At 60.2% G+C, this 26,747-nt stretch carries 36 protein-coding genes; 24 read left to right on the forward strand and 12 right to left on the reverse strand.

The annotated features are described in order from the left end of the window. Positions 1-2 precede the first annotated feature (2 nt). The 14 genes from rpmC (at position 3) to map (ending at position 8,174) form a co-directional block, all read left to right on the forward strand. Positions 3-323, forward strand: coding sequence for a 50S ribosomal protein L29 (gene rpmC, locus ACZ881_RS09960; RefSeq protein WP_014922387.1), 321 nt, complete (start codon positions 3-5; stop codon positions 321-323). Beyond that, positions 320-616 (forward strand): 30S ribosomal protein S17, encoded by a 297-nt coding sequence (gene rpsQ / locus ACZ881_RS09965; protein WP_011775587.1) that lies wholly within the window; start codon positions 320-322, stop codon positions 614-616. Before rpmC ends, rpsQ begins: the two co-directional genes overlap by 4 nt. Positions 617-969: 353 nt before the next feature. After that, positions 970-1,338: a 50S ribosomal protein L14 gene (rplN, locus tag ACZ881_RS09970; protein ID WP_003803789.1), complete on the forward strand. Its 369-nt coding sequence runs from the start codon at positions 970-972 to the stop codon at positions 1,336-1,338. A 3-nt stretch (positions 1,339-1,341) separates the two neighbouring features. After that, positions 1,342-1,701 (forward strand): 50S ribosomal protein L24, encoded by a 360-nt coding sequence (gene rplX, locus ACZ881_RS09975; protein WP_011775586.1) that lies wholly within the window; start codon positions 1,342-1,344, stop codon positions 1,699-1,701. Then, entirely contained in the window at positions 1,701-2,279 is a 579-nt protein-coding gene (gene rplE, locus ACZ881_RS09980) for a 50S ribosomal protein L5 (protein WP_011775585.1), read from the forward strand. Before rplX ends, rplE begins: the two co-directional genes overlap by 1 nt. Before the next feature lie 78 nt (positions 2,280-2,357). After that, positions 2,358-2,756 carry a 30S ribosomal protein S8 gene (rpsH, locus tag ACZ881_RS09985; protein WP_011775584.1) on the forward strand — a complete coding sequence of 133 codons (399 nt, stop codon included), beginning with the start codon at positions 2,358-2,360 and terminating at the stop codon, positions 2,754-2,756. 18 nt (positions 2,757-2,774) lie between these two features. Continuing rightward, on the forward strand, positions 2,775-3,311 hold the full coding sequence (rplF, locus tag ACZ881_RS09990) for a 50S ribosomal protein L6 (protein WP_011775583.1): 537 nt from the start codon (positions 2,775-2,777) through the stop codon (positions 3,309-3,311). A gap of 3 nt (positions 3,312-3,314) precedes the next feature. After that, positions 3,315-3,698 (forward strand): 50S ribosomal protein L18, encoded by a 384-nt coding sequence (gene rplR / locus ACZ881_RS09995; RefSeq protein ID WP_011775582.1) that lies wholly within the window; start codon positions 3,315-3,317, stop codon positions 3,696-3,698. A gap of 29 nt (positions 3,699-3,727) precedes the next feature. Beyond that, complete coding sequence (rpsE, locus tag ACZ881_RS10000; RefSeq protein ID WP_011775581.1) at positions 3,728-4,399, forward strand: 30S ribosomal protein S5; 672 nt, start codon at positions 3,728-3,730, stop codon at positions 4,397-4,399. A gap of 2 nt (positions 4,400-4,401) precedes the next feature. Beyond that, positions 4,402-4,608 (forward strand): 50S ribosomal protein L30, encoded by a 207-nt coding sequence (rpmD, locus tag ACZ881_RS10005; protein WP_011775580.1) that lies wholly within the window; start codon positions 4,402-4,404, stop codon positions 4,606-4,608. Next, on the forward strand, positions 4,608-5,090 hold the full coding sequence (rplO, locus tag ACZ881_RS10010; protein WP_011775579.1) for a 50S ribosomal protein L15: 483 nt from the start codon (positions 4,608-4,610) through the stop codon (positions 5,088-5,090). Before rpmD ends, rplO begins: the two co-directional genes overlap by 1 nt. A 185-nt stretch (positions 5,091-5,275) precedes the next feature. After that, positions 5,276-6,586, forward strand: coding sequence for a preprotein translocase subunit SecY (gene secY / locus ACZ881_RS10015; RefSeq protein ID WP_017200273.1), 1,311 nt, complete (start codon positions 5,276-5,278; stop codon positions 6,584-6,586). Between the two features lie 5 nt (positions 6,587-6,591). Beyond that, complete coding sequence (locus tag ACZ881_RS10020; protein WP_178997654.1) at positions 6,592-7,161, forward strand: adenylate kinase; 570 nt, start codon at positions 6,592-6,594, stop codon at positions 7,159-7,161. A gap of 185 nt (positions 7,162-7,346) precedes the next feature. Continuing rightward, a complete protein-coding gene (gene map, locus ACZ881_RS10025; RefSeq protein WP_178997199.1) occupies positions 7,347-8,174 on the forward strand; it encodes a type I methionyl aminopeptidase in 828 nt (275 codons plus the stop codon). 63 nt (positions 8,175-8,237) lie between these two features. Here map and ACZ881_RS10030 read toward each other — a convergent pair whose 3' ends face one another. The 3 genes from ACZ881_RS10030 to ACZ881_RS10040 are packed head-to-tail and all read right to left on the reverse strand — an operon-like array spanning position 8,238 to position 11,534. Next, positions 8,238-9,584 (reverse strand): ABC transporter substrate-binding protein, encoded by a 1,347-nt coding sequence (locus ACZ881_RS10030; protein ID WP_476114761.1) that lies wholly within the window; start codon positions 9,582-9,584, stop codon positions 8,238-8,240. A 52-nt stretch (positions 9,585-9,636) separates the two neighbouring features. Continuing rightward, a complete protein-coding gene (locus ACZ881_RS10035; RefSeq protein ID WP_476114765.1) occupies positions 9,637-10,557 on the reverse strand; it encodes a carbohydrate ABC transporter permease in 921 nt (306 codons plus the stop codon). After that, positions 10,554-11,534, reverse strand: a complete 981-nt coding sequence (locus tag ACZ881_RS10040) for a carbohydrate ABC transporter permease (RefSeq protein WP_476114769.1) — start codon at positions 11,532-11,534, stop codon at positions 10,554-10,556. The genes ACZ881_RS10035 and ACZ881_RS10040 overlap by 4 nt, the downstream gene beginning before the upstream one ends. Before the next feature lie 382 nt (positions 11,535-11,916). Here ACZ881_RS10040 and ACZ881_RS10045 point away from each other — a divergent pair, with 382 nt between their 5' ends. From ACZ881_RS10045 to ACZ881_RS10080, 8 genes are all read left to right on the forward strand, one after another. After that, positions 11,917-12,900, forward strand: coding sequence for a P1 family peptidase (locus ACZ881_RS10045; RefSeq protein ID WP_476114772.1), 984 nt, complete (start codon positions 11,917-11,919; stop codon positions 12,898-12,900). Between the two features lie 195 nt (positions 12,901-13,095). Beyond that, complete coding sequence (gene infA, locus ACZ881_RS10050; RefSeq protein WP_011775571.1) at positions 13,096-13,317, forward strand: translation initiation factor IF-1; 222 nt, start codon at positions 13,096-13,098, stop codon at positions 13,315-13,317. Between the two features lie 72 nt (positions 13,318-13,389). Continuing rightward, positions 13,390-13,503: a 50S ribosomal protein L36 gene (rpmJ, locus tag ACZ881_RS10055; RefSeq protein WP_011775570.1), complete on the forward strand. Its 114-nt coding sequence runs from the start codon at positions 13,390-13,392 to the stop codon at positions 13,501-13,503. 196 nt (positions 13,504-13,699) lie between these two features. Beyond that, complete coding sequence (gene rpsM, locus ACZ881_RS10060; RefSeq protein WP_011775569.1) at positions 13,700-14,077, forward strand: 30S ribosomal protein S13; 378 nt, start codon at positions 13,700-13,702, stop codon at positions 14,075-14,077. Between the two features lie 51 nt (positions 14,078-14,128). After that, entirely contained in the window at positions 14,129-14,530 is a 402-nt protein-coding gene (gene rpsK, locus ACZ881_RS10065; protein WP_014922380.1) for a 30S ribosomal protein S11, read from the forward strand. A 149-nt stretch (positions 14,531-14,679) separates the two neighbouring features. Next, positions 14,680-15,690, forward strand: a complete 1,011-nt coding sequence (locus ACZ881_RS10070; RefSeq protein WP_011775567.1) for a DNA-directed RNA polymerase subunit alpha — start codon at positions 14,680-14,682, stop codon at positions 15,688-15,690. Between the two features lie 66 nt (positions 15,691-15,756). Next, positions 15,757-16,326: a 50S ribosomal protein L17 gene (gene rplQ / locus ACZ881_RS10075; protein WP_043470498.1), complete on the forward strand. Its 570-nt coding sequence runs from the start codon at positions 15,757-15,759 to the stop codon at positions 16,324-16,326. Between the two features lie 32 nt (positions 16,327-16,358). After that, entirely contained in the window at positions 16,359-17,249 is an 891-nt protein-coding gene (locus ACZ881_RS10080) for a tRNA pseudouridine synthase A (protein WP_476114781.1), read from the forward strand. Between the two features lie 116 nt (positions 17,250-17,365). Here the strand turns inward: ACZ881_RS10080 and ACZ881_RS10085 are convergent, their stop codons facing one another. The 9 genes from ACZ881_RS10085 to ACZ881_RS10125 all read right to left on the reverse strand — a co-directional run bounded on the left by ACZ881_RS10085 (position 17,366) and on the right by ACZ881_RS10125 (position 25,393). Further along, on the reverse strand, positions 17,366-18,256 hold the full coding sequence (locus ACZ881_RS10085) for a type II secretion system F family protein (protein ID WP_011775563.1): 891 nt from the start codon (positions 18,254-18,256) through the stop codon (positions 17,366-17,368). 9 nt (positions 18,257-18,265) lie between these two features. Continuing rightward, entirely contained in the window at positions 18,266-19,216 is a 951-nt protein-coding gene (locus ACZ881_RS10090; protein WP_476114787.1) for a type II secretion system F family protein, read from the reverse strand. Next, complete coding sequence (locus ACZ881_RS10095) at positions 19,213-20,655, reverse strand: TadA family conjugal transfer-associated ATPase (protein ID WP_179019730.1); 1,443 nt, start codon at positions 20,653-20,655, stop codon at positions 19,213-19,215. The genes ACZ881_RS10090 and ACZ881_RS10095 overlap by 4 nt, the downstream gene beginning before the upstream one ends. Further along, entirely contained in the window at positions 20,652-21,848 is a 1,197-nt protein-coding gene (locus ACZ881_RS10100) for a CpaE/TadZ family protein (protein ID WP_476114790.1), read from the reverse strand. The genes ACZ881_RS10095 and ACZ881_RS10100 overlap by 4 nt, the downstream gene beginning before the upstream one ends. Beyond that, positions 21,845-22,591: a Flp pilus assembly protein CpaB gene (cpaB, locus tag ACZ881_RS10105; RefSeq protein WP_011775559.1), complete on the reverse strand. Its 747-nt coding sequence runs from the start codon at positions 22,589-22,591 to the stop codon at positions 21,845-21,847. The genes ACZ881_RS10100 and cpaB overlap by 4 nt, the downstream gene beginning before the upstream one ends. A gap of 44 nt (positions 22,592-22,635) precedes the next feature. Next, positions 22,636-23,700 (reverse strand): pilus assembly protein TadG-related protein, encoded by a 1,065-nt coding sequence (locus ACZ881_RS10110; RefSeq protein ID WP_429330215.1) that lies wholly within the window; start codon positions 23,698-23,700, stop codon positions 22,636-22,638. Continuing rightward, positions 23,688-24,137 (reverse strand): TadE family protein, encoded by a 450-nt coding sequence (locus ACZ881_RS10115; RefSeq protein WP_011775557.1) that lies wholly within the window; start codon positions 24,135-24,137, stop codon positions 23,688-23,690. The genes ACZ881_RS10110 and ACZ881_RS10115 overlap by 13 nt, the downstream gene beginning before the upstream one ends. Positions 24,138-24,232: 95 nt before the next feature. Next, on the reverse strand, positions 24,233-24,430 hold the full coding sequence (locus ACZ881_RS10120) for a Flp family type IVb pilin (protein ID WP_178997174.1): 198 nt from the start codon (positions 24,428-24,430) through the stop codon (positions 24,233-24,235). A gap of 318 nt (positions 24,431-24,748) precedes the next feature. Continuing rightward, positions 24,749-25,393 carry a prepilin peptidase gene (locus ACZ881_RS10125; RefSeq protein ID WP_476114802.1) on the reverse strand — a complete coding sequence of 215 codons (645 nt, stop codon included), beginning with the start codon at positions 25,391-25,393 and terminating at the stop codon, positions 24,749-24,751. Between the two features lie 288 nt (positions 25,394-25,681). Between ACZ881_RS10125 and rplM the strand changes: the two genes are divergently transcribed. Both rplM and rpsI read left to right on the forward strand, forming a co-directional pair. After that, entirely contained in the window at positions 25,682-26,125 is a 444-nt protein-coding gene (rplM, locus tag ACZ881_RS10130; protein ID WP_024817563.1) for a 50S ribosomal protein L13, read from the forward strand. Between the two features lie 38 nt (positions 26,126-26,163). After that, positions 26,164-26,670 (forward strand): 30S ribosomal protein S9, encoded by a 507-nt coding sequence (rpsI, locus tag ACZ881_RS10135; RefSeq protein ID WP_017200290.1) that lies wholly within the window; start codon positions 26,164-26,166, stop codon positions 26,668-26,670. Positions 26,671-26,747: the final 77 nt, after the last annotated feature.

The raw sequence follows: 26,747 nt of genomic DNA on the forward strand, positions 1-26,747 counted from the left end.
AAATGGCAGTAGGGTCGAAGGATCTCGCACCCGCACAGCTGGACGGTTTCGACAACGAGCGTCTCGTTGAAGAACTCCGCAAGTCCAAGGAAGAGCTGTTCAACCTGCGTTTCCAGTCCGCCACCGGACAGCTGGAGAACCACGGTCGCCTGCGTGCGGTAAAGAAGGACATCGCACGCATCTACACCGTTCTCCGTGAGCGCGAGCTGGGCATTCGTGCCGAGGTTGCCGCACCGGTTGTGGAAGCCAAGGAAGAAAAGAAGTCCAAGAAGGCTGCCAAGGCTGAAAAGGCCGAGGTTGAAGCTGGAGAGGACGCCAAGTGAGCGAGAAGGAAACTGTGACGGAAGCAGCAGCCAGCGCTGAACAGCGCGGTTACCGTAAGACGCGTCGCGGCTACGTTGTCTCTGACAAGATGGAAAAGACCATCGTTGTTCAGGTTGAAGACCGCGTGAAGCACGCTCTGTACGGCAAGGTTATTCGCCGCACCTCGAAGATCAAGGCTCACGACGAAGAGAACACCGCCGGCATCGGCGACCTCGTTCTCATCTCTGAGACCCGCCCGCTGTCCGCTACCAAGCGGTGGCGTCTGGTGGAGATCCTCGAAAAGGCCAAGTAAATCCGACGCCGGGCACGCCTGGCAGTGATTCACTGGAAAGGCCCGTATTCCTTTGGGAATGCGGGCCTTTCCGCTTCTCCCGCCGTTTCGGTTTCAGGCTGTAAACGTGCTAGGATATTGAGTTTGTATGGCGCCACTTGTGCGTCGTCCACTACCTCGTAAACAATCGTGCCGCTGCATACTGCCCCGCGCAGAGTTTTCTGCAAGGGAAGCTGATGCTTGTGGCACGGGCGTTTAGGCCTGTACTGGCAAAATCCAGGCAGGTCAAGAGACACCCCGATCAACCGTTCCGCAAGGCTCATTCCGTATGCATGATTTCGGTCTGAGAACCGGCGCGACGCAAGGAGTAAAAATTGATTCAGCAGGAGTCGCGACTCAAGGTCGCCGACAACACGGGTGCTAAGGAAATCCTTACCATTCGCGTTCTCGGTGGATCCGGTCGTCGCTACGCAGGCATCGGCGACGTCATCGTCGCCACCGTCAAGGACGCTATCCCTGGCGGCAACGTAAAGAAGGGTGACGTCGTCAAGGCTGTCATCGTTCGTACCAAGAAGGAACGCCGCCGTGCGGATGGTTCCTACATCAAGTTTGACGAAAACGCAGCTGTGATCCTGAAGAACGACGGTGACCCCCGCGGTACCCGTATCTTCGGCCCGGTTGGTCGTGAACTTCGCGACAAGAAGTTCATGAAGATCGTTTCGCTGGCCCCGGAGGTGCTTTAGTCCATGGCTAAGATCAAGAAGGGTGACCTCGTTCAGGTCATCACTGGCGCCAAGCAGGAACGTGGCGGCGACCGCGGCAAGCAGGGCAAGGTCCTGCGCGTATTCCCCGACACCAACCGCGTGCTGGTAGAGGGAATCAACCGCGTCACCAAGCACTCCAAGGTCGGTCAGTCGCAGCGCGGCACCAAGACCGGTGGCATCGAGGTTGTTGAAGCCCCGATCCACGTTTCCAACGTTGCTTTGGTTGACCCGTCCACCAAGAAGCCGACCCGTGTTGGTTTCCGTCTCGACACCGTTGAGAAGGATGGCGCTACCAAGACCGTCCGTATCCGCGTGTCCAAGGCCACCGGGAAGGACATCTAATGACTGAGACTCTCGAGACTCCGGTAAAGATCGTTCCGCGTCTGAAGACGAAGTACGCAGAGACCATCAAGAAGTCACTGCAGGACGAATTCAGCTACGCGAACGTCAACCAGGTTCCCCGCCTGGTGAAGGTTGTAGTGAACATGGGTGTTGGAGATGCCGCCAAGGACTCCAAGCTGATCGACGGCGCTGTCCGCGACCTCACCCTGATCACCGGCCAGAAGCCGCAGGTAACCAAGGCCCGCAAGTCGATCGCACAGTTCAAGCTGCGCGAAGGCATGCCCATCGGTGCACACGCAACTCTGCGTGGAGACCGCATGTGGGAATTCGTGGACCGTCTGGTTTCGCTGGCACTGCCGCGTATCCGCGACTTCCGCGGCCTCAACGGCAAGCAGTTTGATGGCAACGGCAACTACACCTTCGGTCTGACCGAGCAGGTTATGTTCCACGAAATCGACCAGGACTCCATTGACCGCGTTCGCGGTATGGACATCACGGTCGTCACCACCGCCAAGACCGATGACGAAGGCCGCGCGCTGCTCAAGGCGCTTGGTTTCCCGTTCAAGACCGAAAACTAACTACGTGACAGGTCCGTCCGCGCAGGCTCTTAGGAGCAAGCGCAGCGGAAACCGGTACGAGGAAGGGCTATAGCCCAAATGACTATGACAGATCCTGTCGCAGACATGCTCACGCGTCTGCGCAATGCAAACTCGGCATACCACGACACCGTGTCCATGCCGTACAGCAAACTGAAGGCACGCGTTGCTGACATCCTGAAGGCAGAAGGCTACATTGCCGGCTGGAAGGAAGAAGACGCCGAGGTTGGCAAGAAGCTGACCATCGACCTGAAGTTCGGTCCGAACCGCGAGCGTTCCATCGCTGGCGTCCGCCGCATCTCCAAGCCGGGCCTCCGCGTTTACGCGAAGTCCACCAACCTGCCGCACGTGCTGGGTGGCCTGGGTATCGCAATCCTGTCCACCTCTTCCGGCCTCCTGACTGACAAGCAGGCCGGCAAGAAGGGCGTGGGCGGCGAAGTCCTCGCGTACGTCTGGTAACGGGAAAGGAAGAGAATAATGTCACGTATTGGACGTCTCCCCATCACCGTTCCTGCCGGAGTTGAGGTCAAGCTCGATGGCTCCGTCATCAGCGTCAAAGGTGCCAAAGGCGAGCTGAGCCACACTGTGGCCAGCCCGATCGAGGTTACCCAGGAAGAGAACACTCTCACGGTCACCCGCCCGAACGACGAGCGCAACTCGCGTTCGCTGCACGGCCTGACCCGCACCCTGATCGCCAACATGATCCAGGGCGTTACCGAGGGCTACGAGAAGAAGCTTGAAATCGTTGGTACTGGTTACCGCGTTCAGGCCAAGGGTTCTGACCTGGAGTTCGCTCTGGGCTACAGCCACCCGGTCAACGTCTCTGCACCCGAAGGCATCACCTTCGTAGTAGAGGGTCCGACCAAGCTCTCTGTTGCGGGTATCAACAAGCAGCAGGTCGGCGAGGTTGCTGCCAACATTCGCAAGCTGCGCAAGCCCGACCCCTACAAGGGCAAGGGTGTCCGTTACGCCGGCGAAGTCATCCGCCGCAAGGTCGGAAAGGCTGGTAAGTAAACCATGGCCATCGCAATTAACAAGAAGCGTTCGAACAAGAGCAAGTCTGCTGCACGCAGCCGTCGCCAGCTTCGTATCCGCAAGCGCATCACCGGTACGGCTGTACGTCCTCGTCTGGTCGTCAACCGTTCGGCACGTCACGTATTCGTCCAGGTTGTCGATGACAGCAAGGGTGTAACTGTGGCTTACGCTTCCACCCTGGAAGCTGACCTCCGCGCATTTGACGGAGACAAGACTGCCAAGGCCAAGCGCGTCGGCGAGCTCGTTGCCGAGCGTGCCAAGGCTGCAGGCGTCGAAGCTGTTGTCTTCGACCGTGGCGGTAACAAGTACCACGGCCGCATCGCCGCCGTCGCTGACGGTGCTCGCGAAGGTGGGCTGGCACTGTGACCGTTGAAAATAACGAAAAGGACACCCAGGTGACTGAAGCTGTAGCTGCTGAAGCAACTGAGACCGCACCCGCTACCGATGACCGCCGCGGCGGACGTCGTGGTGAGCGCGGCGACCGTGGCCAGGGCCGCGGCGACCGTGGTGGCCGTGGTGGCCGCGACGGCGGTCGTGAGGCTGAGAAGAGCCAGTTCGTAGAGCGCGTTGTCACCATCAACCGCGTTGCCAAGGTCGTCAAGGGTGGTCGTCGCTTCAGCTTCACCGCTCTCGTCGTCGTCGGTGACGGCAACGGTATGGTCGGCGTCGGCTACGGCAAGGCCAAGGAAGTTCCCGCGGCTATCGCAAAGGGCGTTGAAGAGGCCAAGAAGTCCTTCTTCCGCGTTCCCCGCGTTGGCAGCACCATCCCGCACCGTGTGCAGGGTGAGGCCGCTGCAGGTGTAGTCCTGCTGCGTCCGGCTTCCGCCGGTACCGGTGTTATCGCCGGTGGTCCGGTCCGCGCGGTATTGGAGTGCGTGGGTATCCACGACATCCTCTCCAAGTCGCTCGGTTCCTCAAACGCGATCAACATCGTTCACGCGACTGTTGCCGCTCTGAAGCAGCTCGAAGAGCCCGCTTCCGTGGCTGCCCGCCGTGGCCTGCCGCTGGACGAGGTTGCTCCTGCTGCTCTGGTGCGCGCGCTCCAGAACCAGAAGGCAGGTGTTTAGTCATGGCTAAGAACCTGACTCCCTCCGACGCCAAGTTGGAGATCACCCAGATCAAGGGCGTCATTGGCGCCAAGCAGAACCAGAAGGCCACCCTCCGGTCCCTCGGCCTCAAGCGCATCGGACACACCGTTGTCCGTAACGCTGACGCTGTGACCGTTGGAATGCTGAACACGGTTCCGCACCTCGTGAATGTAGAGGAGGCGAAGTAATGGCAGAGAACAAGACCGCCGAAGAGACTGCTGAGAAGCAGCACGCTCTGAAGGTCCACCACCTGCGCCCCGCCCCGGGTGCCAAGACCGCCAAGACCCGTGTTGGTCGTGGTGAAGGCTCCAAGGGTAAGACCGCTGGTCGCGGTACCAAGGGTACGAAGGCCCGCTACCAGGTAAAGGCTGGCTTTGCCGGCGGCCAGCTGCCGCTGCACATGCGCCTGCCGAAGCTGCGCGGCTTCAAGAACCCGTTCCGGGTTGAGTTCCAGGTTGTTAACCTGGAGAAGCTCAACGAGCTGTTCCCGGAAGGTGGCGTTGTCACCGTCGAGTCCCTGGTTGAGAAGGGTGCCGTTCGCAAGAACCAGCCCGTCAAGGTGCTGGGCACCGGCGACATCACCGTCAAGGTTGACGTCACCGCCCACGCATTCTCTTCCAGCGCTGCGGAAAAGATTGCTGCAGCAGGCGGAAGCACCACTGCTCTCTAAGAGCCAGTGGGGCAAATGCCCGTTGTAAAAGGATCCCGGTATGCGGGGCTTCGGCCCTGTATACCGGGATTTTTTGCGTGATTGTGGACTCTCGATTATTCCGACGGCGTCACAAGCGGTTAGACTCGGTTGTTGGGTTTCATTGATCCCATCCACATCCTTGTACTTTCTACTCAGGAGGACGCTTGCTAAGCGCATTCGGCCGGGCGTTTCGGACGCCTGATTTGCGACGCAAGTTGTTGTTCACGCTGGGAATCATCACAATCTTCCGCTTGGGAGCTTTTATCCCCTCGCCTGGTGTGAACTACCAGAATGTCCAGCAATGCTTGAACACCGGTGACACCTCGCAGGGCATCTACCAGCTGGTGAACTTGTTCAGCGGCGGCGCGTTGCTGCAGGTTTCAGTGTTTGCCTTGGGCATCATGCCCTACATCACGGCGAGCATCATCGTGCAGCTGCTCCGGGTGGTCATTCCCCGGTTCCAGCAGCTCTACGAAGAGGGCTCCTCCGGTCAGTCAAAGTTGACGCAGTACACCCGGTACCTCACCATCGCTCTTGGACTGCTGAACGCCACCACGTTGGTGTCGCTCGCCCGGTCCGGCCAGCTGCTGCCAGGCTGCAACCTGCCCATCATTCCTGATGAGAGCATCATGACCACCATCCTCATCATCATCACGTTGACGGCCGGCACAGGCCTCATCATGTGGATGGGCGAACTGGTCACCGAAAAGGGTGTGGGCAACGGCATGTCGCTGCTCATCTTCACCTCCATCGCTGCAAGCTTCCCCGGCTCGCTGGGCTCCATCTGGGAGTCGAAGGGCCCGGGCACCTTCTTCATGGTCCTGGCCGTCGGCTTGCTGACGGTGGCCTTGGTGGTCTTCGTGGAGCAGTCTCAGCGCCGCGTTCCCGTTCAATACGCCAAGCGTATGATCGGACGCCGCACAGTGGGTGGCACCAGCACCTACATCCCCATCAAGGTGAACATGGCCGGCGTCGTGCCTGTTATCTTCGCCTCCTCCATGCTCTACCTGCCCGGGCTGATTTCACAGTTCAACCAGCCGGCGCCAGGGGAGCAGATGGCCCCGTGGGTTGAGTGGATCAACAACAACCTCACCCGTGGCGACCACCCCATCTACATGGCGCTGTATTTCGCCATGATTGTTTTCTTCACCTACTTCTACGTTGCCATCACCTTCAACCCTGAAGAAGTGTCGGACAACATGAAGAAGTACGGCGGGTTTATTCCGGGCATCCGGGCGGGTAAACCGACCGCGGACTACCTGCAGTACGTGCTTTCCAGGATCACCTTGCCTGGAGCCCTTTACCTGGGCTTCGTGGCGTTGATTCCTTTGGTTGCACTCGTCCTGATCAACGCCAACCAGAACTTCCCGTTCGGTGGCACGTCAATCCTGATCATGGTGGGTGTTGGCCTGGAGACCGTCAAGCAGATTGATGCGCAGCTACAACAACGTCACTACGAAGGGCTTTTGCGATGACGAGAATGCTGATCATTGGACCTCCCGGTTCGGGCAAGGGTACGCAGGCTGAGCGGATTTCCGAGCGCCTCGGCGTAGTCGCCATCTCCACCGGCGACATCTTCCGTGCCAACGTAAAGGGCGAAACCCCTTTGGGCATCGAAGCAAAGAAGTACATGGACGCCGGGGACTTCGTTCCGGACAGCGTCACGAACGACATGGTTCGCGATCGCCTGAGCCAGAGCGACGTCGAAAACGGATTCCTCCTGGATGGCTACCCGCGCACCACCGCGCAGGTGGACTACCTTGACCAGATCCTCGCTGAGGGTGAGCAGGAGCTCGACGTCGTGCTCCAGCTGACCGCCGACGATGAAGAGCTGGTAACCCGCCTCCTTGGCCGCGCCAAGGAAACGGGCCGTTCGGATGACAACGAAACCGTCATCCGGCACCGCCTGGATCTCTACCACGAGCAGACTGAGGCAGTTGTGGCCAAGTACGCCGAGCGTGGCATCCTCACGCAGGTTGATGGCATCGGTGGTATCGACGAAGTTACCGACCGTGTGCTGACGGCGATCGAGTCGGCCAAGGCCGTTTAGCTGGTTCTCCACATAGCCGGTAAAACGGCAGTGGAGCGAGGGGTGTGTCCCGTACGGTGAGTGCGGGACACGCCCCTTTTTCTTTTTCACGCTGCATTCCAATTTCGGCCATGCTCCCGGGTACGGGAAAATGGTTGAAGCACGGGGCCTGGTCGGCCTCGACAGCAAACCTTCCAGAGGAGATCATGGCGTTCGGTCAGCCCCGCATTGAATACAAAACCAACGAGCAGATGCGCACCATGCACCAGGCAGGCCTTGTCCTGAGCCGTGCACTCGACGCTGCCGTTGCGGCGGCCAAGCCGGGCGTCACCACCAAGGACCTGGACGATGTCTTCGCCGCAGTCCTCAACGATGCCGGAGCAAAGTCGAACTTTCTTGGTTATCACGGCTTCCCGGCCACCATCTGCACCTCGGTCAATGAGGAAGTGGTGCATGGCATCCCGGGCGGCAGGGTCCTCAACGACGGCGATATTATCTCCATCGACGGCGGCTGCATCGTTGACGGCTGGCATTCCGACTCTGCCAGGACCGTAATTGTCGGCAACGTTGATCCCGAAGACCAGCGTCTTTCCGATGTCACCGAGGCAGCCATGTGGCGGGGCATCGCAGCCCTTGCCCAAGGCAAGTTTGTGGGGGACATCGGCAACGCGATCGATGACTATGTGTCATCCGTCCCTGGAAAGCCGTTGGGCATCCTGGAGGATTACGTGGGCCACGGCATTGGCTCGGAGATGCACATGGCCCCGGACGTTCTGAACTACCGGACCAGCCACCGCGGCCCCAAGATCCGGCCTGGCCTATGCCTGGCCATTGAACCCATGCTGGTACGTGGTGGCATCGAGACTGCTACCCTCGACGACGACTGGACCGTCGTGACCACGGACGGCAAGCGTTCCTGCCAGTGGGAGCATTCGGTAGCTGTTCACGAAAAGGGCATCTGGGTCCTGTCCGCCCCGGATGGGGGCGCCGAGCAGTTGGCACCGCTCGGCGTCGTGCCTGTTCCCATCCCGTAACACCTGCAAATGAAGAGCTGGGCTACTCAAGTAGCCCAGCTCTTCGCATATCCAGGAAGGCAGTTATGCCTTCAGTTTGGGCTTTACATCCTTGGTGTAAATGCCCTCGAGGGTCTTCTTGAGCTCGGTCATGGTTGTTTGGACGTCACCTTGTTGCGTCAGGATCTTGGCCGCCGATTTGGCCATCTCCTGATCAGCGCCCGGAAGGAACACGCGGGCATTGTCCTGAACCCTGGTGGCGGTGAGTTGATCCATTGCGGTCTTGATCTGTGGCGTTGCCGCAAGAACCGCTGTCATGTCAGCTGAGAGCCTGGTGGGCATGTAGCCGGTGGCGGCCGAGAAGGCGGCAGTATTCTCAGGTTCGGTCATGAACTTGAGGAACGTCGCCGCGGCCAGCTGCTCTTCCTTGCTGATGCCGCTGGGGATGCCGAGGCCCGCGCCGCCCGTAGGGCAAACGCCGCTGGGCGCCTCAGGGCCGCCGGGCAGGAAGCCGACGCCAACGTTGAATTTGGCGGCCTTCAGGACGCCGAGCAAGGAACCTGTGGAAGAGATAGTTGACGAGGTGATCCCGGCGGCGAAGTCGTCTGCTGCCTCTTTGGACGAAACACCGGCCCAACCGTCCTTATAGATGGAGTCCTGGGCCCACTGAAGTGCGGCTACGGACTGCGGCGAATCGCAGGTGATGTCCCAGTCCTTTGACCAGCTTCCGCCCCAACCCCACAGGTTGTTCTGCAGGGTCCACCCTGCGTAGCCGGCCAGGGCAGGGTAGATGTAGGCGTATTGCGCACCCGAGGTGGCCTTGAGTTTCGGCGCCCACTCTGCGAACTCTTGCCAGGTGGCCGGCGCCCTGTCGGGAAGTCCCGCGGCCTTGAAATGGTCCTTGTTGTAGTAGAACAGCGGCGTGGAACGGCCGTAGGGGAGCGCCCACTGCTTGTCCTCGTATTTGTAGTCGTCCACCAGCGACTTTTGGAAGTCGTCGATTTTGATATCCAGCTGCTTCACCAAGCTATCGATGGGAATGATGCTGCCGTTGGAGTAGTAGCGGAACCACCAGACGTCAGAAAGGACTACCAGTCCCGGCAGGCCCGTCTTGGCTGCCTGCGACGTCTGGAACTTCTGGGCGATCTCTTCGTAGTTGGCGCCCGCCGTCACCAGATTGACCTTGATGCCTGGGAATTTGGCGTGGAACTTCTCGATAATCGCCTTCTCCACGTCCTGTGACTTACCCGGGTGGTTGGTCCAGAAGTCGATGGAAGCTGCGGGCTTTACTCCGCTGAAGTCGATCGTGGCGGTGTCGACGGCGTCTGCCGTACCCGCCGTCGACGGTCCGCCGCATGCGGCGAGGGCCGCAGCTCCGGCGCCGAGGCCTGCCAGTCCAAGGAAATGTCGGCGGTCAAAGTTGGTGTGCATGGTGCTTCCTCTCAATAACGTACTTCGATGCGAATGGTGCGGTGGGAGAAAATCAGCCGGTGACACTGCCTTGGGTCAGGCCGGCAACGATGTAGCGCTGGAGCGCTGCGAACACCAGCAGAATGGGAACGATAACCAGTACGGCGCCTGCCATGAGGATTCCCCAACCGGCCCCATTGCCTTCCGAGTTCTGCAGCAGGGTCAGGCCCACCGGGAGCGTCATGGTTTCGGGGCGGTCAGTGATGATGAGCGGCCAGATGTAGTCGTTCCATTCGCTGACCACAGTTACCAGCGCGACCGTTGCGATCGATGGCACCGAGACCGGGACGATGATCTGCCACAGCCGGCGCCAATGACCCGCACCGTCGATTTCAGCTGCTTCGAGGATCGACGGCGGCAGGGTCAGGAAGTGTTGTCGGAGCAGGAAGGTACCGAACGCCGTCCCCAGGCCAGGAAGGATGATGCCCCACAGAGTGTTCTTGCCGCCCATCCCCGCGATCAGGATGTAGTTGGGCAGGATGGAGACCTGCGCAGGGACCATAAGGGCCACGAGGATCAGCACGAAGATCACGTTCTTGAACGGAAAGCGAACAAACACCAGCGCGTAAGCCGTCAGAATCGCCAGGACCACCTTGATGCTCGAACCCACCAGCGTAACAATCATGCTGTTGGCGAAGAACTGTGCGAACGGGACCGTGGTCATGGCCGTGGCATAGTTCTCCAGGTTCAGGGACTCAGGCAGGATCTTCAGATCCATGGTGACGATCTCGCCCGGTTGCTTGAAGGAACTCAACAACATCCAGAGCAACGGCAGGAACACCACAAGCGTGGCAATGATCAAGGGAATGTAGCCGGTAGCCACTGTCTGGAGGAGGTTTGCGCTGGAGAAGGGGCGCGAACGCTCATGCTGTGCAGCTGGCTGTGCGGCCTCTTGCGGGGGATCAACGACGACGGCGGGTGAGGGCGCGCTCATGAGTAGTGGACCTTTCGCTCAACGAACCGCAGTTGAAGAACAGTAATGATCAGTAGGATCGCGAAAAGGATCACCGAAATCGCCGCAGAGTAGCCTGCCCGGTTGTAGGCGCCGAACGCCTGCAAGTACGCCTCGTAAATCAGCGTGCTGGTGCCGTTGCCCAACGGAGTCATGATGCGGATGAGGTCGAAGGCCTGCAATGAACTCAGCATCGTGGTGATCAGCAGGAAGAACGTGGTGGGGGAGAGCAAAGGCATGGAAATGTTGAAAAATCTCCGCGCGCTGTTGGCGCCGTCCAACGCCGCAGCTTCCATCACGTCTCGGGGCAGGGACTGCAGGCCCGCCAGATAGACCACGGCACAGTAGCCCAGGTTCTTCCAGACGTACACGATGATGACCATCACCAACGAGAGCTGGGGATCGTTGATCCATTGCGGGCTCTGTTGTCCAAGGCCGCGCAGGACCCAGGCGAGCACTCCGTAGCCGGGATCGAAGATGAACAACCACACCAAGCCAACACCCACGCCGGACAGCACATAGGGCGCGAACACCGCGGAACGGGCGAACGTGGTGCCGCGGACTTTGGAGTTCAAAGCAATGGCAACCAACAGGCCGAGGACCATCGAACCGCCCACCGTCACCAGGGTGAAGATAGCCGTAGTCCCCAGGACCTTGGACGCATCCTCACTGGTGAAGAACATGACGTAGTTCTGCGGCCCAACAACCGTGGCCGAAGCCGAGCCGAGCGTCCAATCCAACGTTGAATAGTAGATGTTATTGATCAGCGGCCAATAGGTGAACGTGCCGATCAGAACGAGGTTAGGCAGGGCCATGGCCAGGAAGACCAGGAAGTCCTTGCGGCTGCGGCCGGACCAGCGCCGTCTCCCCGGACGGGGCCGGGCGGCGTCGACCGGCGGCGTGGAATCCGGCCTGCCAGCAGGTGCAGCACTGCTGCTGTGAATCTGTCGGGTAGTCATGAGTCACTAACGTTTTCGGGCCAAGGCGGGCGCCAGCTCCCGGACCGGGGCGGCGAAGACAGGCCTAGCTCACCACACCGAAAGTCACCGGCCGGACGAAAAGGGTGCCCCGTACCGATAGTTGGCTGACACTTCCAGAGCCGTTTACGCGGCGTTACTCGCATGTTCGAATTCGAGGCTCGGCTCCCACTTTCCATGGGTCCTTGCCCTGCGGGCGGACTGAGCCCCTCTGCGCGCTCGGTCGTGCCTCCCCAACGGCCCCCTAACCTCGCAAGCTCGGCCAGGGAACCCGGCCGTCGTGGGCCCACCTTAGACGCGCGCTGCCGGGTCGCACCCCGGCTGGCCTTCGAGGCGGGGAGTGTGGCAGGTGGAGAATGGAGGCATGAATTCGATCACCGATGTTGCTGGCATACGGGTTGGGCATGTGCAGAGGGTGGGGGAGGGGTGGTTGTCCGGGGTTACTGTGGTGCTTCCGCCTGTGGGGACGGTGGGGTCCGTGGATGTGCGCGGCGGGGGGCCGGGGACTCACGAGACAGATGCCCTGGATCCGACAACGCTGGTTTCCACCGTGGATGCCGTAGTGCTGACCGGGGGCAGTGCCTTTGGACTGGCCTCCGCCGGTGGGGCGCAGCTGTGGTGTGAGGAACAGGGGAGAGGGTTCGCTGTTCCCGGGACTGTGGTGCCGATTGTGCCGGCGGCCGCCATCTTCGACCTCGGGCGCGGTGGCGACGTCAAAGCGCGACCCGGCGCCGACATGGGCTACCAGGCAGCCGCCGCAGCCTTCGCCTCAGGCGACCATGCCGCCGTCGAGCGTGGAAACGTGGGTGCCGGGACCGGGGCCGTTGTTTCGCGCGGCCAGTTCAAGGGCGGGATCGGTACGTCGTCCATCACTCTTGAAGGCGGGGTGATCGTTGGAGCCATTACGGTGGTGAACGCGATGGGCGCGCCGGTCTTCTGGGCGGCGGGGCCGCAACCCTCTGCGCGCTCGGTCGTTCCTCCCTTAGACGCGCGCGGCCGGGTTCCGGCCCCGCCGCAGGGGCTCAACACCACGTTGGTGGTGATTGCGACCAATGCCGTACTCGATGTGGCTGAGTGTAAGCGGACTGCTTCTGCCGGGCATGCGGGCTTGGCCCGGGCTTTGGATCCGTCCCATACTTTGGCGGACGGTGACACCGTGTTCGCGTTGGCGACCGGCGCCGTCGGGCTTGACCGCAGCACTGAACAGGCGCGGCAGGTGTCGCTGATAACGCTCCAGAGCGCCGCTGCGGAAGCTGTTCGGCTGGCGATTCTCGACGGCGTCCTGGCAGCCGAAAGCGTTTCGACGGCGGCGGGTGTCTTCCCCCGGTATCGGCAAGCGGGGGAGTGACGGCTGGAGGCAGGTGCGCTACCATTGACGGATTTAACTTTCCGGCCTCATTGGCGTAGAGTTATTTGTTGGTTGTCTGTGCAGCCACGCCCTTTTTAGTGTCGTGGTTCCAAGAGGGCCAAGCAAACAAAAAACGTCCGCTGGATCTTCGGTGCCTAACTGGAGGACAGCGGCAAACAACAGTTAGCGGAGGATATGGCCAAGAAGGACGGGGTCATTGAGATCGAGGGCGTTGTGACTGAGGCGCTGCCCAATGCGATGTTTCGTGTTGAGCTCACCAATAAGCACGTCGTTCTCGCACACATCTCTGGGAAGATGCGACAGCACTACATTCGAATCCTCCCCGAGGACCGGGTAGTGGTGGAGCTGAGCCCATACGACCTCACACGTGGTCGTATCGTCTACCGCTACAAGTAAATTGCTGGGCGGCAAGGCAATAGTGCCTAAGCCGCTCCAGCAGATCAACTGCAAAACACGCAAAGGAACGCCATGAAGGTCAAGCCGAGCGTCAAGCAGATCTGCGACAAGTGCAAAGTGATCCGCCGTAACGGCCGGGTCATGGTGATCTGCGAGAACCCGCGCCACAAGCAGCGCCAGGGCTAATTCCCCTTTCGGGAATCAGCGTCCGCGAGGACAAACCTGGGCTGCTAGCCCACGCAAGTAAATAAAGGCAGCACAAGCTGTGCCAGGACTGCATTACAGAGCCTGGTCAGCGAACCCCCGGTCGGAGGCTGGGGCCACACTGAACGTGTGGGTGTACTGCCTACGACCTCCGGTTTATTCAAGGAGTACTGCCACTATGGCTCGTCTCGCTGGCGTAGACATTCCCCGCGAAAAGCGGTTGGAAATTGCGCTTACTTACATCTACGGCGTGGGCAAGACCCGTGCACACGAAACCCTGGCTGCCACCGGCATCAGCGCTGACGTTCGCGTCAAGGACCTGACTGACGCCGAGCTGGTCCAGCTGCGTGACTACATTGAAGGCAACTACAAGGTTGAGGGTGACCTTCGCCGCGAGGTAGCCGCTGACATCCGCCGCAAGGTAGAGATCGGCAGCTACGAAGGCCTGCGCCACCGCAAGGGCCTGCCCGTACGCGGACAGCGTACGAAGACCAACGCTCGTACCCGTAAGGGCCCGAAGCGCACCGTCGCCGGCAAGAAGAAGGCCGGACGTTAATCCCTCGGGATTGATCCGGTTTTCCCCCGATAACTTTCTGTAGGAGAAACAATGCCCCCGAAGACTCGTGGAGCGGTTCGTAAGCCGCGTCGCAAGGATAAGAAGAATATTGCGCTTGGCCAGGCGCACATCAAGAGCACCTTTAACAACACCATCGTGTCCATCACGGACCCGAACGGTGCTGTAATCTCATGGGCTTCCGCCGGTGAGGTTGGCTTCAAGGGCTCCCGTAAGTCCACCCCGTTCGCTGCCCAGATGGCTGCCGAAGCTGCTGCAAAGCGCGCTCAGGAGCACGGTCTGCGCAAGGTTGACGTATTCGTCAAGGGCCCGGGATCCGGACGCGAAACCGCAATCCGTTCGCTTCAGGCCGCTGGCCTCGAGGTTGGCTCCATCCAGGACGTCACCCCCAGCGCCCACAACGGTTGCCGCCCGCCGAAGCGCCGCCGCGTCTAATTAGGTCTTCCCCGCCTGACCGGCCGGGCCTGCTATGGATGGCTTTGATCATCCATCAGCATGGCCCGGCTGGTCAGGCTGGAAACCGAAGCCGATTTCCACCACCTGTGTTGCGTCATATAGCGGATGCTCGCCGAAAGGAAACCTAAGTGCTCATTGCACAGCGCCCCACCCTGTCTGAAGAAGTTGTATCCGAGAACCGCTCCCGTTTCATCATTGAACCGCTGGAGCCGGGCTTCGGCTACACCCTCGGAAACTCCCTCCGCCGTACCCTGCTCTCCTCCATCCCCGGTGCCGCTGTAACCAGCATCCGGATCGATGGCGTGCTGCACGAGTTCACCACGGTTCCGGGTGTCAAGGAAGATGTCACCGAGATCATCCTGAACATCAAGAACCTTTCGGTTTCCTCCGAGCACGATGAGCCGGTTGTTGCTTACCTGCGCAAGCAGGGCCCCGGAGTCGTCACCGCCGCGGACATCGCTCCGCCGGCCGGCGTCGAATTCCACAACCCGGATCTGCACATTGCCACTCTGAACTCGAAGGGCAAGTTCGAACTCGAACTGACCATCGAGCGCGGCCGTGGCTACGTTTCGGCAGCTCAGAACAAGTCCGGCGACTCCGAGATCGGCCGTATTCCGGTTGACTCGATCTACTCGCCGGTCATGAAGGTAACTTTCCGCGTGGAAGCTACCCGTGTTGAGCAGCGCACCGACTTCGACAAGCTCATTGTCGACGTCGAGACCAAGCAGGCCATCGCCCCGCGCGATGCTGTCGCTTCCGCAGGCACCACCTTGGTGGAACTGTTCGGTCTGGCTCGTGAGCTGAACACCGCAGCTGAAGGTATCGAGATCGGCCCGTCGCCGACGGACGCTGCCCTGGCAGCGGACATGGCTCTGCCGATCGAGGATCTGGACCTCACCGTCCGTTCCTACAACTGCCTCAAGCGTGAGGGCATCCACACCGTGGGTGAACTCGTTGCCCGCTCCGAGGCTGACCTGATGGACATTCGTAACTTCGGTGCGAAGTCCATTGACGAGGTCAAGGCAAAGCTCGTGGAACTGGGTCTGTCCCTCAAGGACTCCCCTCCCGGTTTCGATCTCGCAGCCCGCGCCGCAGCCATCGAAGAGGACGACGCCGCGTTCAGCGACGACGAGCTCTAAACAGCAGATCTTGGCCGCCGGGTCCAGCGATGGACCTGACCGGCTTACATAACAGGAGAAATAACTATGCCTACCCCCACTAAGGGTCCGCGCCTCGGAGGCGGCCCGGCTCACGAGCGCCTGATGCTCGCGAACCTGGCAGCTGCTCTTTTTGAGCACAAGCGCATCACCACCACGGTCACCAAGGCCAAGCGCCTCAAGCCGTACGCAGAGCGTCTGGTCACCTTCGCCAAGCGTGGCGACCTCGCTTCCCGCCGCCGCGTTCTCGGCCTGATCAGCGACAAGGGCGTTGTCCACGAGCTGTTCACCGACATCGCCGGCGCCGTTGCTAACCGCGATGGTGGCTACACCCGCATCACCAAGATCGGCAACCGCAAGGGCGACAACGCTCCCATGGCTGTCATCGAGCTCGTTCTCGAGCCGGTTTCCCCGAAGCAGGCCGTTGTTGCTGAAGCAACCGCTGCCGCTGCCAAGGCTGCTCCGGCTGCCGAGGAAGAGGTCGTTGAGACCGAAGAGGCTCCTGCCGTTGAGGCAGAGGCTGCTGAAACCGAAGAGGCTCCGGCCGCTGAGGCAGAAGCTGCTGAAGCTGAAGCTGCTGAGACCGAAGAGGCTCCGGCCGCTGAGGACAAGAAGTAATTCACTGAATTCTTCACAGTAGACTTAAGTCTATGAACGAACGAAAACCCGCTGCCCCCGTCATGGGGGGCGGCGGGTTTTTGCGTGTCCGGCTTGATCTTTCCTACGACGGCGGCCCTTTCAGCGGGTGGGCTCTGCAGCCAGGTCTCCGGACCGTGCAAGGATCCCTTGAGGAAGCTTTGGCGCTTCTCCTGCAGCGCCCGATTCGCGTGACGGTTGCCGGCAGGACCGACGCCGGAGTCCACGCCCGGGGCCAAGTGGTTCACCTGGACCTGAGCGAAGCCGAGTGGCTGTCGCTGCCGCGGGGGCACGAACTTGATCCCGGCGCTGCGCTCTTGCGCCGCCTCCGTGGCGCCTTGAGCCGAATTCTCGGTGACCTGACGGGTGCTATTGAAGTGCACGACGCCGGTCTGGCGCCCGAGGGTTTCGACGCCCGCTTCTCAGCGTTGTGGCGGAGATACAGCTACCGCATAGCCGACGGTCCTGAACGCTGGGACCCGGTTCTGCGCGGGATTACTTTGTGGCATAAGGCGCCGTTGGACGTTGCGCTCATGAACGAAGGGGCCTGTTCGTTGCTGGGCCTCCAGGATTTCCGTTCCTATTGCAAACCCCGAGAGGGAGCGACGACCATCCGCGAGCTGCAGCAGTTCTCGTTCGCTCGTGGAAGCGACGACGTTATTGTTGCCACCGTGCAGGCCGATGCGTTCTGCCACAACATGGTGCGGTCTCTGGTAGGTTCGGCCTTGCGAGTTGGAGAGGGCCTGGAAACTCCGGCGTGGCTGCACTCGCGGCTCCTGGAACGGAAGCGCGATGCCAAGTCCGTTCTCGCTGCGCCGCATCCCTTGGTGCTGGAGGAAGTTGCCTACCCGTCCGATAGCGAGTTGCTGGCTCGCGCGGAGCTGACGCGGGCGCGCCGGGAGTAGTCGCGCGGACGTGGGAGGACCCCCTCCCGGCTCTGGGTACCGGAAGGGGGCCGTTGTGGCCGCCCGTGGTCTGGGATCCGCGAACGGCCGGTTTTTAGGGCAGTAACACCAGAACCCTAAAAAGTGCCGGCCAGATTAGTCATCACATTGAGGACGGCCGGACCCATGATGACGATGAAGAGCACTGGCAGGATGCAGAACATCAAAGGGAACAGGACCTTCACAGGCAGCTTCATTGCCTGCTCCTCCGCCCTTTGGCGGCGTTTGATACGCATTTGCTTGGCTTGGGTCCGCAGGACGTTGGCTATGGCGATCCCATAGGTATCGGCCTGCACTATGGCCCCGACGAATGCCCTGAGGTCGTGGACATCCACACGTTCGGCCAAAGCCACGTATGCTTCCTTGCGGCTGCGTCCCGCCTGCATGTCCTGCAGTGTTCGGAGCATTTCCATGGCCAGCGGTCCCGAACCATTCTGCCCGGCCCGGGCCATGGCCCCTTCAAAACCTAGGCCGGCTTCAACGGAGATGAGCATCTGGTCCAGAGTGTTGGGTAGCTCAGTTTGGATTGCCTTTTGCCGTTCGGCAGCGCGGCCGTGGATGATCAGGTCCGGGATGAAGTACACCAGCAACACTGCGGCCAGGTACAGCAGGAAACCCTGGCCCGAAGGGGCTCTCAGGAAGAACAACAGACCCACGAGACCTGCTGCCAAGGCCAACGCTGGTTTGAGGATCAGGAGGCGTCCCAGGGGCATTCCCGCTGGTCGGCCCAATTTGGCCAGCAACTTGTCCAGCCAGATGGTGTAGCCCTTTGGGGTGAGCTTTGCACCCAGACGATGCAGGTTGAATGCTGACGGCTGTGCCCCCAAGTCAGTGGCCATTCCTGCGCTTCGACTCAAGTTGGTACGGACGGTTGCGAGGCCAGTACGGTCTACTGAAATGAACGCCCATGCCATAAAGGCGATGGGAACCACGATCAAGGCGACGGACGCCCATGCAATAACGTTCATGGTCACTCCCTAGAACTTGATCTTGACGACGCGGCTGAGCCAGAAGGAGCCCAACGCAAGAAGGACGACGGCTACCACGAGCATGATCCAACCCACGGGGTGCGTGAAGAGAGGCTGGATGTACGTCCCGTTGGCGAGGCTGAGGTACAGAAACATGCCGGTCGGCAGTGCTATGAGCACATACGCTGACAGTCGACCTTCAGCGCTGAGGGCCCGCACTTGGCCTTTGATTTGTGACCGCTCGCGGATCGTTTCAGCCACGTGGTCCAGTACTTCAGCCAAGTCGCCGCCCACTTCACGGTGAATTTCGATGGCCTGGGTGGCCCAGAGGAAATCCTCGCTGTGTAGACGGTTTGCTGCGTCCAGGAGTGCATCGCGGAGGTCACGTCCCAGACGGACTTCTCCTACGATCCTGGCGAATTCTTCCTTGGTAGGTGACTGTGCCTCCAGAGCCACAGCATCGACTGCCCGCAGCAAGCTATGACCGGCCCGCATGCTGCCGGACAGCATTTGCAGCGTGTCGCCCAGTTGAGCTTCGAACTGCGCCCGGCGTCGGGACGTCATGACGCTCAGAACCATGCGTGCGCCGATGGGCACTACGATTCCGAAGAGTATTGCCACCAAGAGACCGCCGAGGATGAAGCCTACGACGGCGCCAGTGAAGGTGGCGCAGATGACCAAGAGTACGTAGTCCGCCGGCCGCATCCTGGAGCCGGCCTGCTCAAGGAGAAGCCTGGTTCCGGAAGCCCTGCTGGCCGAAACTGACCCATCTACCAATGCGACAGCAGAATTTGTCATCCGGGTCAGCACTGAGTCCTGGGTGCCGGCGTTTGGACGCCGCCGGGACAATGCGATTGCCGAGTTTCTCGACCGAGGGATGAGAAAGAGACCGATTGCCAGGGCCGCGATTCCGAGGATTACCCCGCCGATGAGCAGCAGGGGACTGGTTGCGGTCATCATCGCTTTCCACCGCCAGCTGCCATCGTTCCAAAGACCGCTGGTGAAATATGGATGCCCAAGTCCGCAAAGTGGTCTACGAACCGTGGCCGCACACCGGTCGGAACCGGTTTCCCTAGGAATCGCCCGTTTGCGTCCATCCCTGCTGAGTAATCGAAGGTGAAGGCATCCTGCAGGGTGACAACATCACCTTCCATGCCTTGGACTTCCGTCACATGCGTGATGCGGCGGGTGCCGTCGCGCAACCGCGAAATTTGGACAACCAGGTTCACAGCGGACGAAATCTGCTCTCGAATTGCGCGGAGAGGTAAGTCCATGCCGGCCATCAGTACCAACGTTTCAAGGCGTGCGATGGCGTCGCGCGGAGAATTCGCGTGGACAGTGGAAATGGAACCATCGTGGCCGGTGTTCATTGCCTGAAGCATGTCCAGTGCCTCACCGCCACGAACTTCGCCCACTACGATCCGGTCGGGGCGCATGCGCAGGGAATTTCGCACGAGATCCCGGATGGCGATCTCACCCTTTCCTTCGATGTTGCTTGGTCGGCTTTCCAACCGGACAACGTGCGATTGCTGGAGCTGCAGTTCCACGGCGTCTTCGATGGTGACGATGCGTTCATCTGAAGGAAGAAACGATGACAGGACGTTCAAGAGCGTTGTCTTACCTGTTCCTGTACCGCCCGAGACGATGATGTTCAGCCGGGCCTGTACGCACGCGTGAAGCAGTTCGGTGATCTCGGGGCTCATGGTTCCCAATTGGATGAGATTCTGGGCCGTTAGCGGCACGCGGCCAAACTTTCGAATCGTGAGCGACGATCCATTGACAGCGAGCGGAGGAATAATCGCATTGACTCGGGATCCGTCCGAAAGCCTTGCGTCCACCAGTGGAGAGGACTCGTCAATGCGGCGGCCAACCTTGGAGACAATCCGCTCAATGATTCGGCGAAGATGCTCTTCGGAGCTGAAATGAACATTGGTTAAGTGAAGTCTTCCGGCAATCTCCACGTAGACCTTGTCGGCACCGTTCACCATGATCTCTGTGACGTCCTTGTCGTCAAGGAACCGTTGAAGCGGCCCAAGACCAAGAACGTCGTCAGCGATCTCCTGGACCAGTCGTTGTCTCTCCTGGGATGTCAGCGGAATGTCGTCTTCGTCAATAACGGCACGGAGTTCCTCTTTGACGTAGCGGTGGAGTTCCGCCTCATCCAGTGTGGTGTCTGAAATTCGGGAACCCATACGATCAAACAACGCCGAACTGGTGCGTTCTTTGACTGCTGACAACGCTTGGCTTGAGTCCTCGGTAGTTCCTCCTGCTCCCGTTGAATCGGCGATGTAGTCAGGGGTGTGGGTTGCTGGCCCGGCCCATGGATCTCCCAATGTTGACGTGCCCGGGGTCTCAACTTCCAGCCCCCGAGCGGTCTGAAGGCGCTTTGCGAGGTTCACTTGACTACCGCCCTTCGGTGCAGCTGCTTGTGCGGCCGTTCTTCCCAGCCCGGCTTGAAGCGATCAACGAGCTGACGGAGACCGCGGAGCGTGACATCCTTCGTCCCGTCTTGAAGTACGGGGATGCCCCTATTGGTTGAGTAGGGGAGTGCACGGGACCGCGGCAAAGTGACATCCACCGGGCACCCTATGGTTGCTTCCACATCAATCAAGGTCAGCCCGCTGCGCTTGTCCGCGAAGTTCAGGACAACGTGGCGCTGTTCGGGGACCAGCCCGATCTCGTCAAGTATTTCGAGACCGTTCCGAAGTCCTCTGATGCTCGGGATATCCATTCCACATACCCACACGACGTCGGAGGCACGTTCTAGGGTCGCCAGGACGTGCTCACCAAGACCCGGTGCGGTATCCACAATCACGTAGTCGAATTCCCTGGCCAGTTGTTCAAGGAGATGCCCCACCTGTTCCGCGGAAATCTGCTCGATTTGGGAGGGGTTACGGGGCGCACAGAGGGCATAAATACCGGCGGGATGAACTGAGAGATATGACTTCAGCACCATGCTGTCCTGGACTGCCGCACCGGTAACCGCATCCGCGATTGTCCTATCCGGGTCTATGAGGAGCCCGGATGCGACGTCGCCGAACTGGAGATCCAAATCGGCGATGACAACCCTCATGGGAGAGATTCGCCCCAGCCCAATAGCGAGGTTGGTTGAGATAGTCGTCTTGCCCACGCCGCCCTTGGGCGACATGACGGCGATAATCCGCCCTCCCTGTGGCCCTGCGTCTACTTGTGCACCCAAGCCCCTGCGACGCCCGGCAGCCGCGAGGCTGGCACGCTCCAACAGCGCCCGAATGGTGCCCGGATCCGCGGAAGGCTCCAACAAGTCACGGATGCCTGCGCGCATTGCCGGGAGTGCGACTTCCGCTGCATCCGTCGAAGCGAGCACTACGCTGATCTCCGGATACTGAAGATCGAACAGGCTTGCCAAGCGGATTGCGTCGTCAGCCTGTAGCCCGGGCCCCAGGACAAGGACTTCCAGCAGTTGTCCGGACAGCACCCGGAGGACGTCGTCCGGGCCCTGCGGCAAGTAGTCGGCAATGATGGACTGCACATCGCCATGCATGCCGGCCGCGGCTTGGCGGACGCGCTTTTCGAAATCTACATCAGCCGTGATGACTAGAAAGCGGCTCATTGGAGTACCTCTGCCTTCTTGATGGTGACGCGTGCGCTTTCCTGGGCCTCGGCGGGTTCTTTCGTCAGCCAGATATCCCCGTACTTTGCTCCGTAAACGATCTTGGTGGCGTCCACATCGCTGCGGGCGAGTGTCACGATGAATGAACCCTCCGGCAGCTGTGTGTTGGCCTGCTCCGAGCTTGCTTGCGCGGTGTTCGAGTTCCTGGCTGTGGCCCGCTGAACGCTGGTAACGAGCACTTTATGGAAGACGAGCTGGGCTGAAGCGTCAGTGTCGGATTGCCCGTTCTCGCCCACCAGCACCACGACGCCTACGGTGTCGCCGGCGGCCAGTCGCCCGCCTACAACGCGCTGCGCATCAAGTTGTACTGAAACTTCTTGAAGTCCGTCGGGGACAGGGACTGACCCGGGGGCCGCCAGGCTGTTGGGATCCACCAGGCGGTTTCCCAGCAGGGCTTCACCAGGCATGAGTTCTGCCCCCGCGACTTTGCCCTCCATTCCGGAGAGGCTCTTGAGGGCACCATTGGGTACCGAAGCCGCGGGTAGCGAAGCAAGCTTTACAGCAGACTTGATCTGCTGAAGATCGGCTCCCTCGGGAACCTGACTTTGGATAACAAGGACATCAACGGGCTGGAGGTCCTTTTGTGCCCGCGCGTCTGCTGCTTGAACGTATGTGACCAGTAGCAGCGTGCCGACTATTGCCAGCACGACTGCGACTATGCCTCCCAGTAGGCGAGTTTTCACTTTGATTCTCCTTAGTGCAATGGAGTTTTCTCCCAGATTGGTTACTACTCGGTGAGTTGGACGCCCAAGGCGCCGTACGTGGTTGGGCCGCCCAGAGTTGCGGCCTCCGTCAGACTTACTTTCTTGATGAAGGTGCCGTACAAACCTGTGTCGCTGTTCTTGAGACCCAGGGACTTCTGAAGCGCAGAGGCATCGGAGGTCATGTAGCTGGATCCGCCGCCCGTGAGATGCCACCCCCGGAGAGAGATCTGCGCGAAGGCCTCGATCTTGAAGGACTTCTTGTAGGGTGAGGAAGCGCAGGGGTTGGTTCCCGTACCCTTCTTGACTGGGCAGGCTGTTTCGAAAATCGGAATGAGAAGTTCCACAGGCTTGCCGGCTTTGAGCTTGGTCTCCCAGGATGCGAAGGCGGCAGCGCACGTCGAATCGAAATCATTGCCCTCGTTGGCCTCCAACCAGGGATCGTCAATGTCTATGTGCACCGTGCAGGTGGAGCCTGGGTGTTTGAGCCAGCCGAATCCACCGGGAAGCTCGAATCCCGATGAAGACTGGTGCTGGCATGCGTAGTCCGGGTCGTCGGAAAGCGTGGTGCCGTGAACCGGGAAGAACTGCAGGCCCTTGGTGAAGCTCGGGTCCGCCTCGCATTGGGAGAACGTCAGCGGGATGGCATCGGTAGCTGAGAATCCGCCGAATTTAGCTTGGGCCGAGGCCTGGATGTTGGCTGTCTCGACGCCCAAGGCTCGCGCGAACACCAGAGTGAAGTGATTATCGCCGGAGGTGTTGCGGGATTGGGTCGTGACATCAACGGTCCCGGTGCCCAGATTTACCGAGGCTTGTGGCGCATTGCTGACACCGTCGAGTGCATTCAGGCCCGCCAAGGAGGTTGCTGCTGATGTGGGTGCAGCACAGTCGGCTGAAGCTGCGTTCTGTGCACAAGCCTGGGCGATGCCTATTGCTGATGAGTCGGCACCGTTCTGCAACTGAGCGTGCTCGGAGTACATCATGGCAACATCTACGGCGAAAGCAGTCATGCCTAGTAGGGCCACCATCAGCATGGCGGTCATGGGAGCAACAGCGCCGCGCTCGCGATCATCGTGTTTCAGCCGCCGCATCGCATGACTCCTGTCCCGGAGATATCCAGTTCGGCCGGCATCCCAGGCACCAGTCCTGGAAATCCAGTCATCCACGGCGTGCTGTAGGAGATATTGACCTCCACGTTGCACGGGCTTGTGCCCGACGACGTGACGGTGATGTCGCCCGGAGCCAAGTCCACGGTGGGCGCGGCGGCCACACCAGCCGCCTGCGCGTCGCCGACGCTGTAGGTGGAATCTGATTGATGAATAGCTGCGTAGCGGGCTGCTTCGCGAGCGGCCTCAGACAAGGAAATCTGGATGTTGAATGCCCGGCCGAACTCAAAAATCCCCAGTACCAAGACGAGGAATATCGGCAGTACAAGTGCGAATTCAACTGCTACCGCACCAGACTGGCTTTTGGCGGTAGAGGGCTTTCTGTTAAAGAGCGTTTTACTCTTCCTACCTTTGGATCTCATAGCAACTCCCAGAAAACGATTCCGGGCCGGCTGCAGCCGATGAGTGTATCGGAGCAGCCGGCCCGGGTTTCGATATGAAGCCGGCCAGTTCCGAGCTACGGAAGTGTGGTGACGACCGTGGTGAAGCCCTTGAGCACCTCAGTGCCCAGTGTGAGCACGGTGCCCACGATGACAGCCGCGATCAGTGCAACGAGCAGGCCATATTCAACAGCCGTCGCACCCTTCTCCTCGGAGGTGAAGCGGTCCTTGACGCCGGCGATGAACGAAATGACGGAAACCATGAGAGATGACATTGGAAAATCCTTCCCAGAATAAAATTGGCAAATGATGAATGACGAACTCCGAATTGAAATTCGTCCGAGTTTCGAACTGCCCCCATGTAGCCTTTAGCGGTTCGGAATTCGATGAGATAAGAATTCACCAGGGCAGGCAGAAGCCACAATGCGTAGTCGTACTCGATTTCATGGGCCACTCATTACTTGGTGGCGCACTGCGGAGGCAGTGAGTACTCAGTTTCGACGCCATAACAGGCGGAAACTACTTGATTTGCGAAGCAGCCTTATTAATTGCGGTGCACAGTGGGGCCTGAGTAAGGGCGTACTTGCCTTTGGTTAGTTCATGAGCAGGGCAACGCCCAGGGCAGCGACTACCATTGCAGGGCCGTGAGCCGTCTCCACGGGTTTTTCGGCTGATCGCAGGCGCAACATCAGGACCGTGAGCACCCCGCCCACCACGAATCCCAGAAGCCCCCCGAAGAGTACTTGGCCCCAACCCAAGTACCCCAAGTACAGCCCTAGGGGTGCTGCGAGCTTCACATCGCCCATTCCGAGGCTTCCCGGCGAAATAAGTCCCAGAATTAAGTAGCCGGCGAACAGGATCGCTCCTCCGGCGAGAGCTCGAATCAAGTCCGACCATCCTGGCGTGAGGGCAGCGGAGGCAAGGAGCAGGACCAATCCGCCCCCAAACAAGAGCAAAACCAGTGCGTTCGGCAGCAAGTGGACGGTGAAATCAATCCGCGAAAGTTGAACGCCAAGCAATGCCAATAGAAGAAATGCCGGCAACTCCGGAGAAAACCCAAAACGCCACGCGAGTAAGCCAAAAAGCAGCGCGGTGACCGCCGCCGTCGTGATCCGGACCTTGAGGGCAGGCACGCCGCCGAGTCGCGGCAGCGTGCGGGCGATCACTAGCTCGGCAGTAGGGCTGAGCAGCAACCCGAGGAGCGCAATGAGGAGGGGGACGCCGGGGCCATCGGTCATGTTTCTCCCTTAGTAAAGGTGCGCTACCCCTAGGGGCGGTTACCCCATTTTGACCCGGACGCCCTAGTGACGGTATTGTTTAGAGTCGTTGTGCGTGTCCTATCTCGATGACACATGCCTTCCGGGGGATCCAGTTGCAGGATCGCTAACTCCTGAGGCATTTCGAGATCTTGGGATAACTGGTACATAGAGCCCTCACCTCTGCTCCGGTAGCGCATACATAGATAGGTGCACGCCTTATGCGTGCCGCCTAAAACATGAACGCCAGAACAAGAACGAGGCAAAACCGTGCGTACGTACACCCCGAAGCCCGGCGATATCAACCGCCAGTGGCACGTCATTGACGCCACCGACGTTGTCCTTGGTCGTCTTGCCAGCCAGACCGCAACACTGCTGCGCGGAAAGCACAAGCCGACCTTTGCGTCCCACATGGACATGGGCGACTTCGTCATCATCATCAACGCTGAAAAGGTTGCCCTCACCGGCGCCAAGCTGGAGCAGAAGCGCGCATACCGCCACTCCGGTTACCCGGGCGGCCTGACCTCCGTCAACTACGCCGAGCTGTTGGAATCCAACCCGGTTCGCGCTGTTGAGAAGGCCATCAAGGGCATGCTCCCCAAGAACTCCCTCGCTGCACAGCAGTTGGGCAAGCTCAAGGTCTACCGTGGCGCTGAGCACCCCCACGCTGCACAGCAGCCGAAGACTTTCGAAATCACCCAGGTCGCCCAGTAGTCCTGGCCACCAACCAACTTTTCATTACAAGGAGAACCGTGGCTCAGAACGAAGAACTGACCGCCGAAGCCGTCGAGGCTGAGGAAACCCTCACCAGCTACACCTCTGAAAGCACATCTGGTGAAGATGCGCCCAAGAAGGAGCGCCCGGCACTGACCGTTGCCGGTGCAGCTGTTGGCCGCCGCAAGGAAGCCGTTGCACGCGTTCGCGTTGTTCCGGGTTCCGGCAAGTGGACCATTAACGGCCGCACGCTGGACAACTACTTCCCGAACAAGCTGCACCAGCAGGACGTCAACGAGCCCTTCAAGATCCTTGATCTCGAAGGTGCCTACGACGTCATCGCCCGTATCCACGGCGGTGGCATCTCCGGCCAGGCCGGTGCGCTGCGTCTCGGTGTTGCTCGCTCGCTGAACGAGATCGACGTCGACAACAACCGCGCCACCCTCAAGAAGGCCGGTTACTTGAGCCGTGACGCCCGCGTCATCGAGCGCAAGAAGGCTGGTCTCAAGAAGGCACGTAAGGCTCAGCAGTACTCCAAGCGTTAATCCGCTTCACCCCGTTCGGGGTATCGAAAGCCCGTTCCGCCGTTTCGGCGGGGCGGGCTTTCGTCGTTTCAGAACCC

It is taken from the genome of Paenarthrobacter sp. TE3676 (assembly GCF_056279165.1).

Excerpts from the sequence above, each read along its gene's own strand:
- rplR (WP_011775582.1), top strand. The coding sequence starts at position 3,315 with ATGGCCATCGCAATTAACAAGAAGCGTTCGAACAAGAGCAAGTCTGCT.
- ACZ881_RS10035 (WP_476114765.1), bottom strand. The coding sequence starts at position 10,557 with ATGAGCGCGCCCTCACCCGCCGTCGTCGTTGATCCCCCGCAAGAGGCC.
- rpsK (WP_014922380.1), top strand. The coding sequence starts at position 14,129 with ATGCCCCCGAAGACTCGTGGAGCGGTTCGTAAGCCGCGTCGCAAGGAT.
- ACZ881_RS10115 (WP_011775557.1), bottom strand. The coding sequence starts at position 24,137 with ATGAGATCCAAAGGTAGGAAGAGTAAAACGCTCTTTAACAGAAAGCCC.
- rplO (WP_011775579.1), top strand. The coding sequence starts at position 4,608 with ATGGCAGAGAACAAGACCGCCGAAGAGACTGCTGAGAAGCAGCACGCT.
- ACZ881_RS10030 (WP_476114761.1), bottom strand. The coding sequence starts at position 9,584 with ATGCACACCAACTTTGACCGCCGACATTTCCTTGGACTGGCAGGCCTC.
- ACZ881_RS10090 (WP_476114787.1), bottom strand. The coding sequence starts at position 19,216 with ATGATGACCGCAACCAGTCCCCTGCTGCTCATCGGCGGGGTAATCCTC.
- rpmJ (WP_011775570.1), top strand. The coding sequence starts at position 13,390 with ATGAAGGTCAAGCCGAGCGTCAAGCAGATCTGCGACAAGTGCAAAGTG.
- rplE (WP_011775585.1), top strand. The coding sequence starts at position 1,701 with ATGACTGAGACTCTCGAGACTCCGGTAAAGATCGTTCCGCGTCTGAAG.
- ACZ881_RS10020 (WP_178997654.1), top strand. The coding sequence starts at position 6,592 with ATGCTGATCATTGGACCTCCCGGTTCGGGCAAGGGTACGCAGGCTGAG.
- rplF (WP_011775583.1), top strand. The coding sequence starts at position 2,775 with ATGTCACGTATTGGACGTCTCCCCATCACCGTTCCTGCCGGAGTTGAG.
- ACZ881_RS10080 (WP_476114781.1), top strand. The coding sequence starts at position 16,359 with ATGAACGAACGAAAACCCGCTGCCCCCGTCATGGGGGGCGGCGGGTTT.
- rplX (WP_011775586.1), top strand. The coding sequence starts at position 1,342 with ATGGCTAAGATCAAGAAGGGTGACCTCGTTCAGGTCATCACTGGCGCC.
- rpmC (WP_014922387.1), top strand. The coding sequence starts at position 3 with ATGGCAGTAGGGTCGAAGGATCTCGCACCCGCACAGCTGGACGGTTTC.
- ACZ881_RS10110 (WP_429330215.1), bottom strand. The coding sequence starts at position 23,700 with ATGCGGCGGCTGAAACACGATGATCGCGAGCGCGGCGCTGTTGCTCCC.
- ACZ881_RS10085 (WP_011775563.1), bottom strand. The coding sequence starts at position 18,256 with ATGAACGTTATTGCATGGGCGTCCGTCGCCTTGATCGTGGTTCCCATC.
- map (WP_178997199.1), top strand. The coding sequence starts at position 7,347 with ATGGCGTTCGGTCAGCCCCGCATTGAATACAAAACCAACGAGCAGATG.
- infA (WP_011775571.1), top strand. The coding sequence starts at position 13,096 with ATGGCCAAGAAGGACGGGGTCATTGAGATCGAGGGCGTTGTGACTGAG.
- ACZ881_RS10040 (WP_476114769.1), bottom strand. The coding sequence starts at position 11,534 with ATGACTACCCGACAGATTCACAGCAGCAGTGCTGCACCTGCTGGCAGG.
- ACZ881_RS10125 (WP_476114802.1), bottom strand. The coding sequence starts at position 25,393 with ATGACCGATGGCCCCGGCGTCCCCCTCCTCATTGCGCTCCTCGGGTTG.
- rpmD (WP_011775580.1), top strand. The coding sequence starts at position 4,402 with ATGGCTAAGAACCTGACTCCCTCCGACGCCAAGTTGGAGATCACCCAG.
- ACZ881_RS10045 (WP_476114772.1), top strand. The coding sequence starts at position 11,917 with ATGAATTCGATCACCGATGTTGCTGGCATACGGGTTGGGCATGTGCAG.
- rplQ (WP_043470498.1), top strand. The coding sequence starts at position 15,757 with ATGCCTACCCCCACTAAGGGTCCGCGCCTCGGAGGCGGCCCGGCTCAC.
- ACZ881_RS10120 (WP_178997174.1), bottom strand. The coding sequence starts at position 24,430 with ATGTCATCTCTCATGGTTTCCGTCATTTCGTTCATCGCCGGCGTCAAG.
- ACZ881_RS10100 (WP_476114790.1), bottom strand. The coding sequence starts at position 21,848 with ATGAGCCGCTTTCTAGTCATCACGGCTGATGTAGATTTCGAAAAGCGC.
- rpsH (WP_011775584.1), top strand. The coding sequence starts at position 2,358 with ATGACTATGACAGATCCTGTCGCAGACATGCTCACGCGTCTGCGCAAT.
- rpsM (WP_011775569.1), top strand. The coding sequence starts at position 13,700 with ATGGCTCGTCTCGCTGGCGTAGACATTCCCCGCGAAAAGCGGTTGGAA.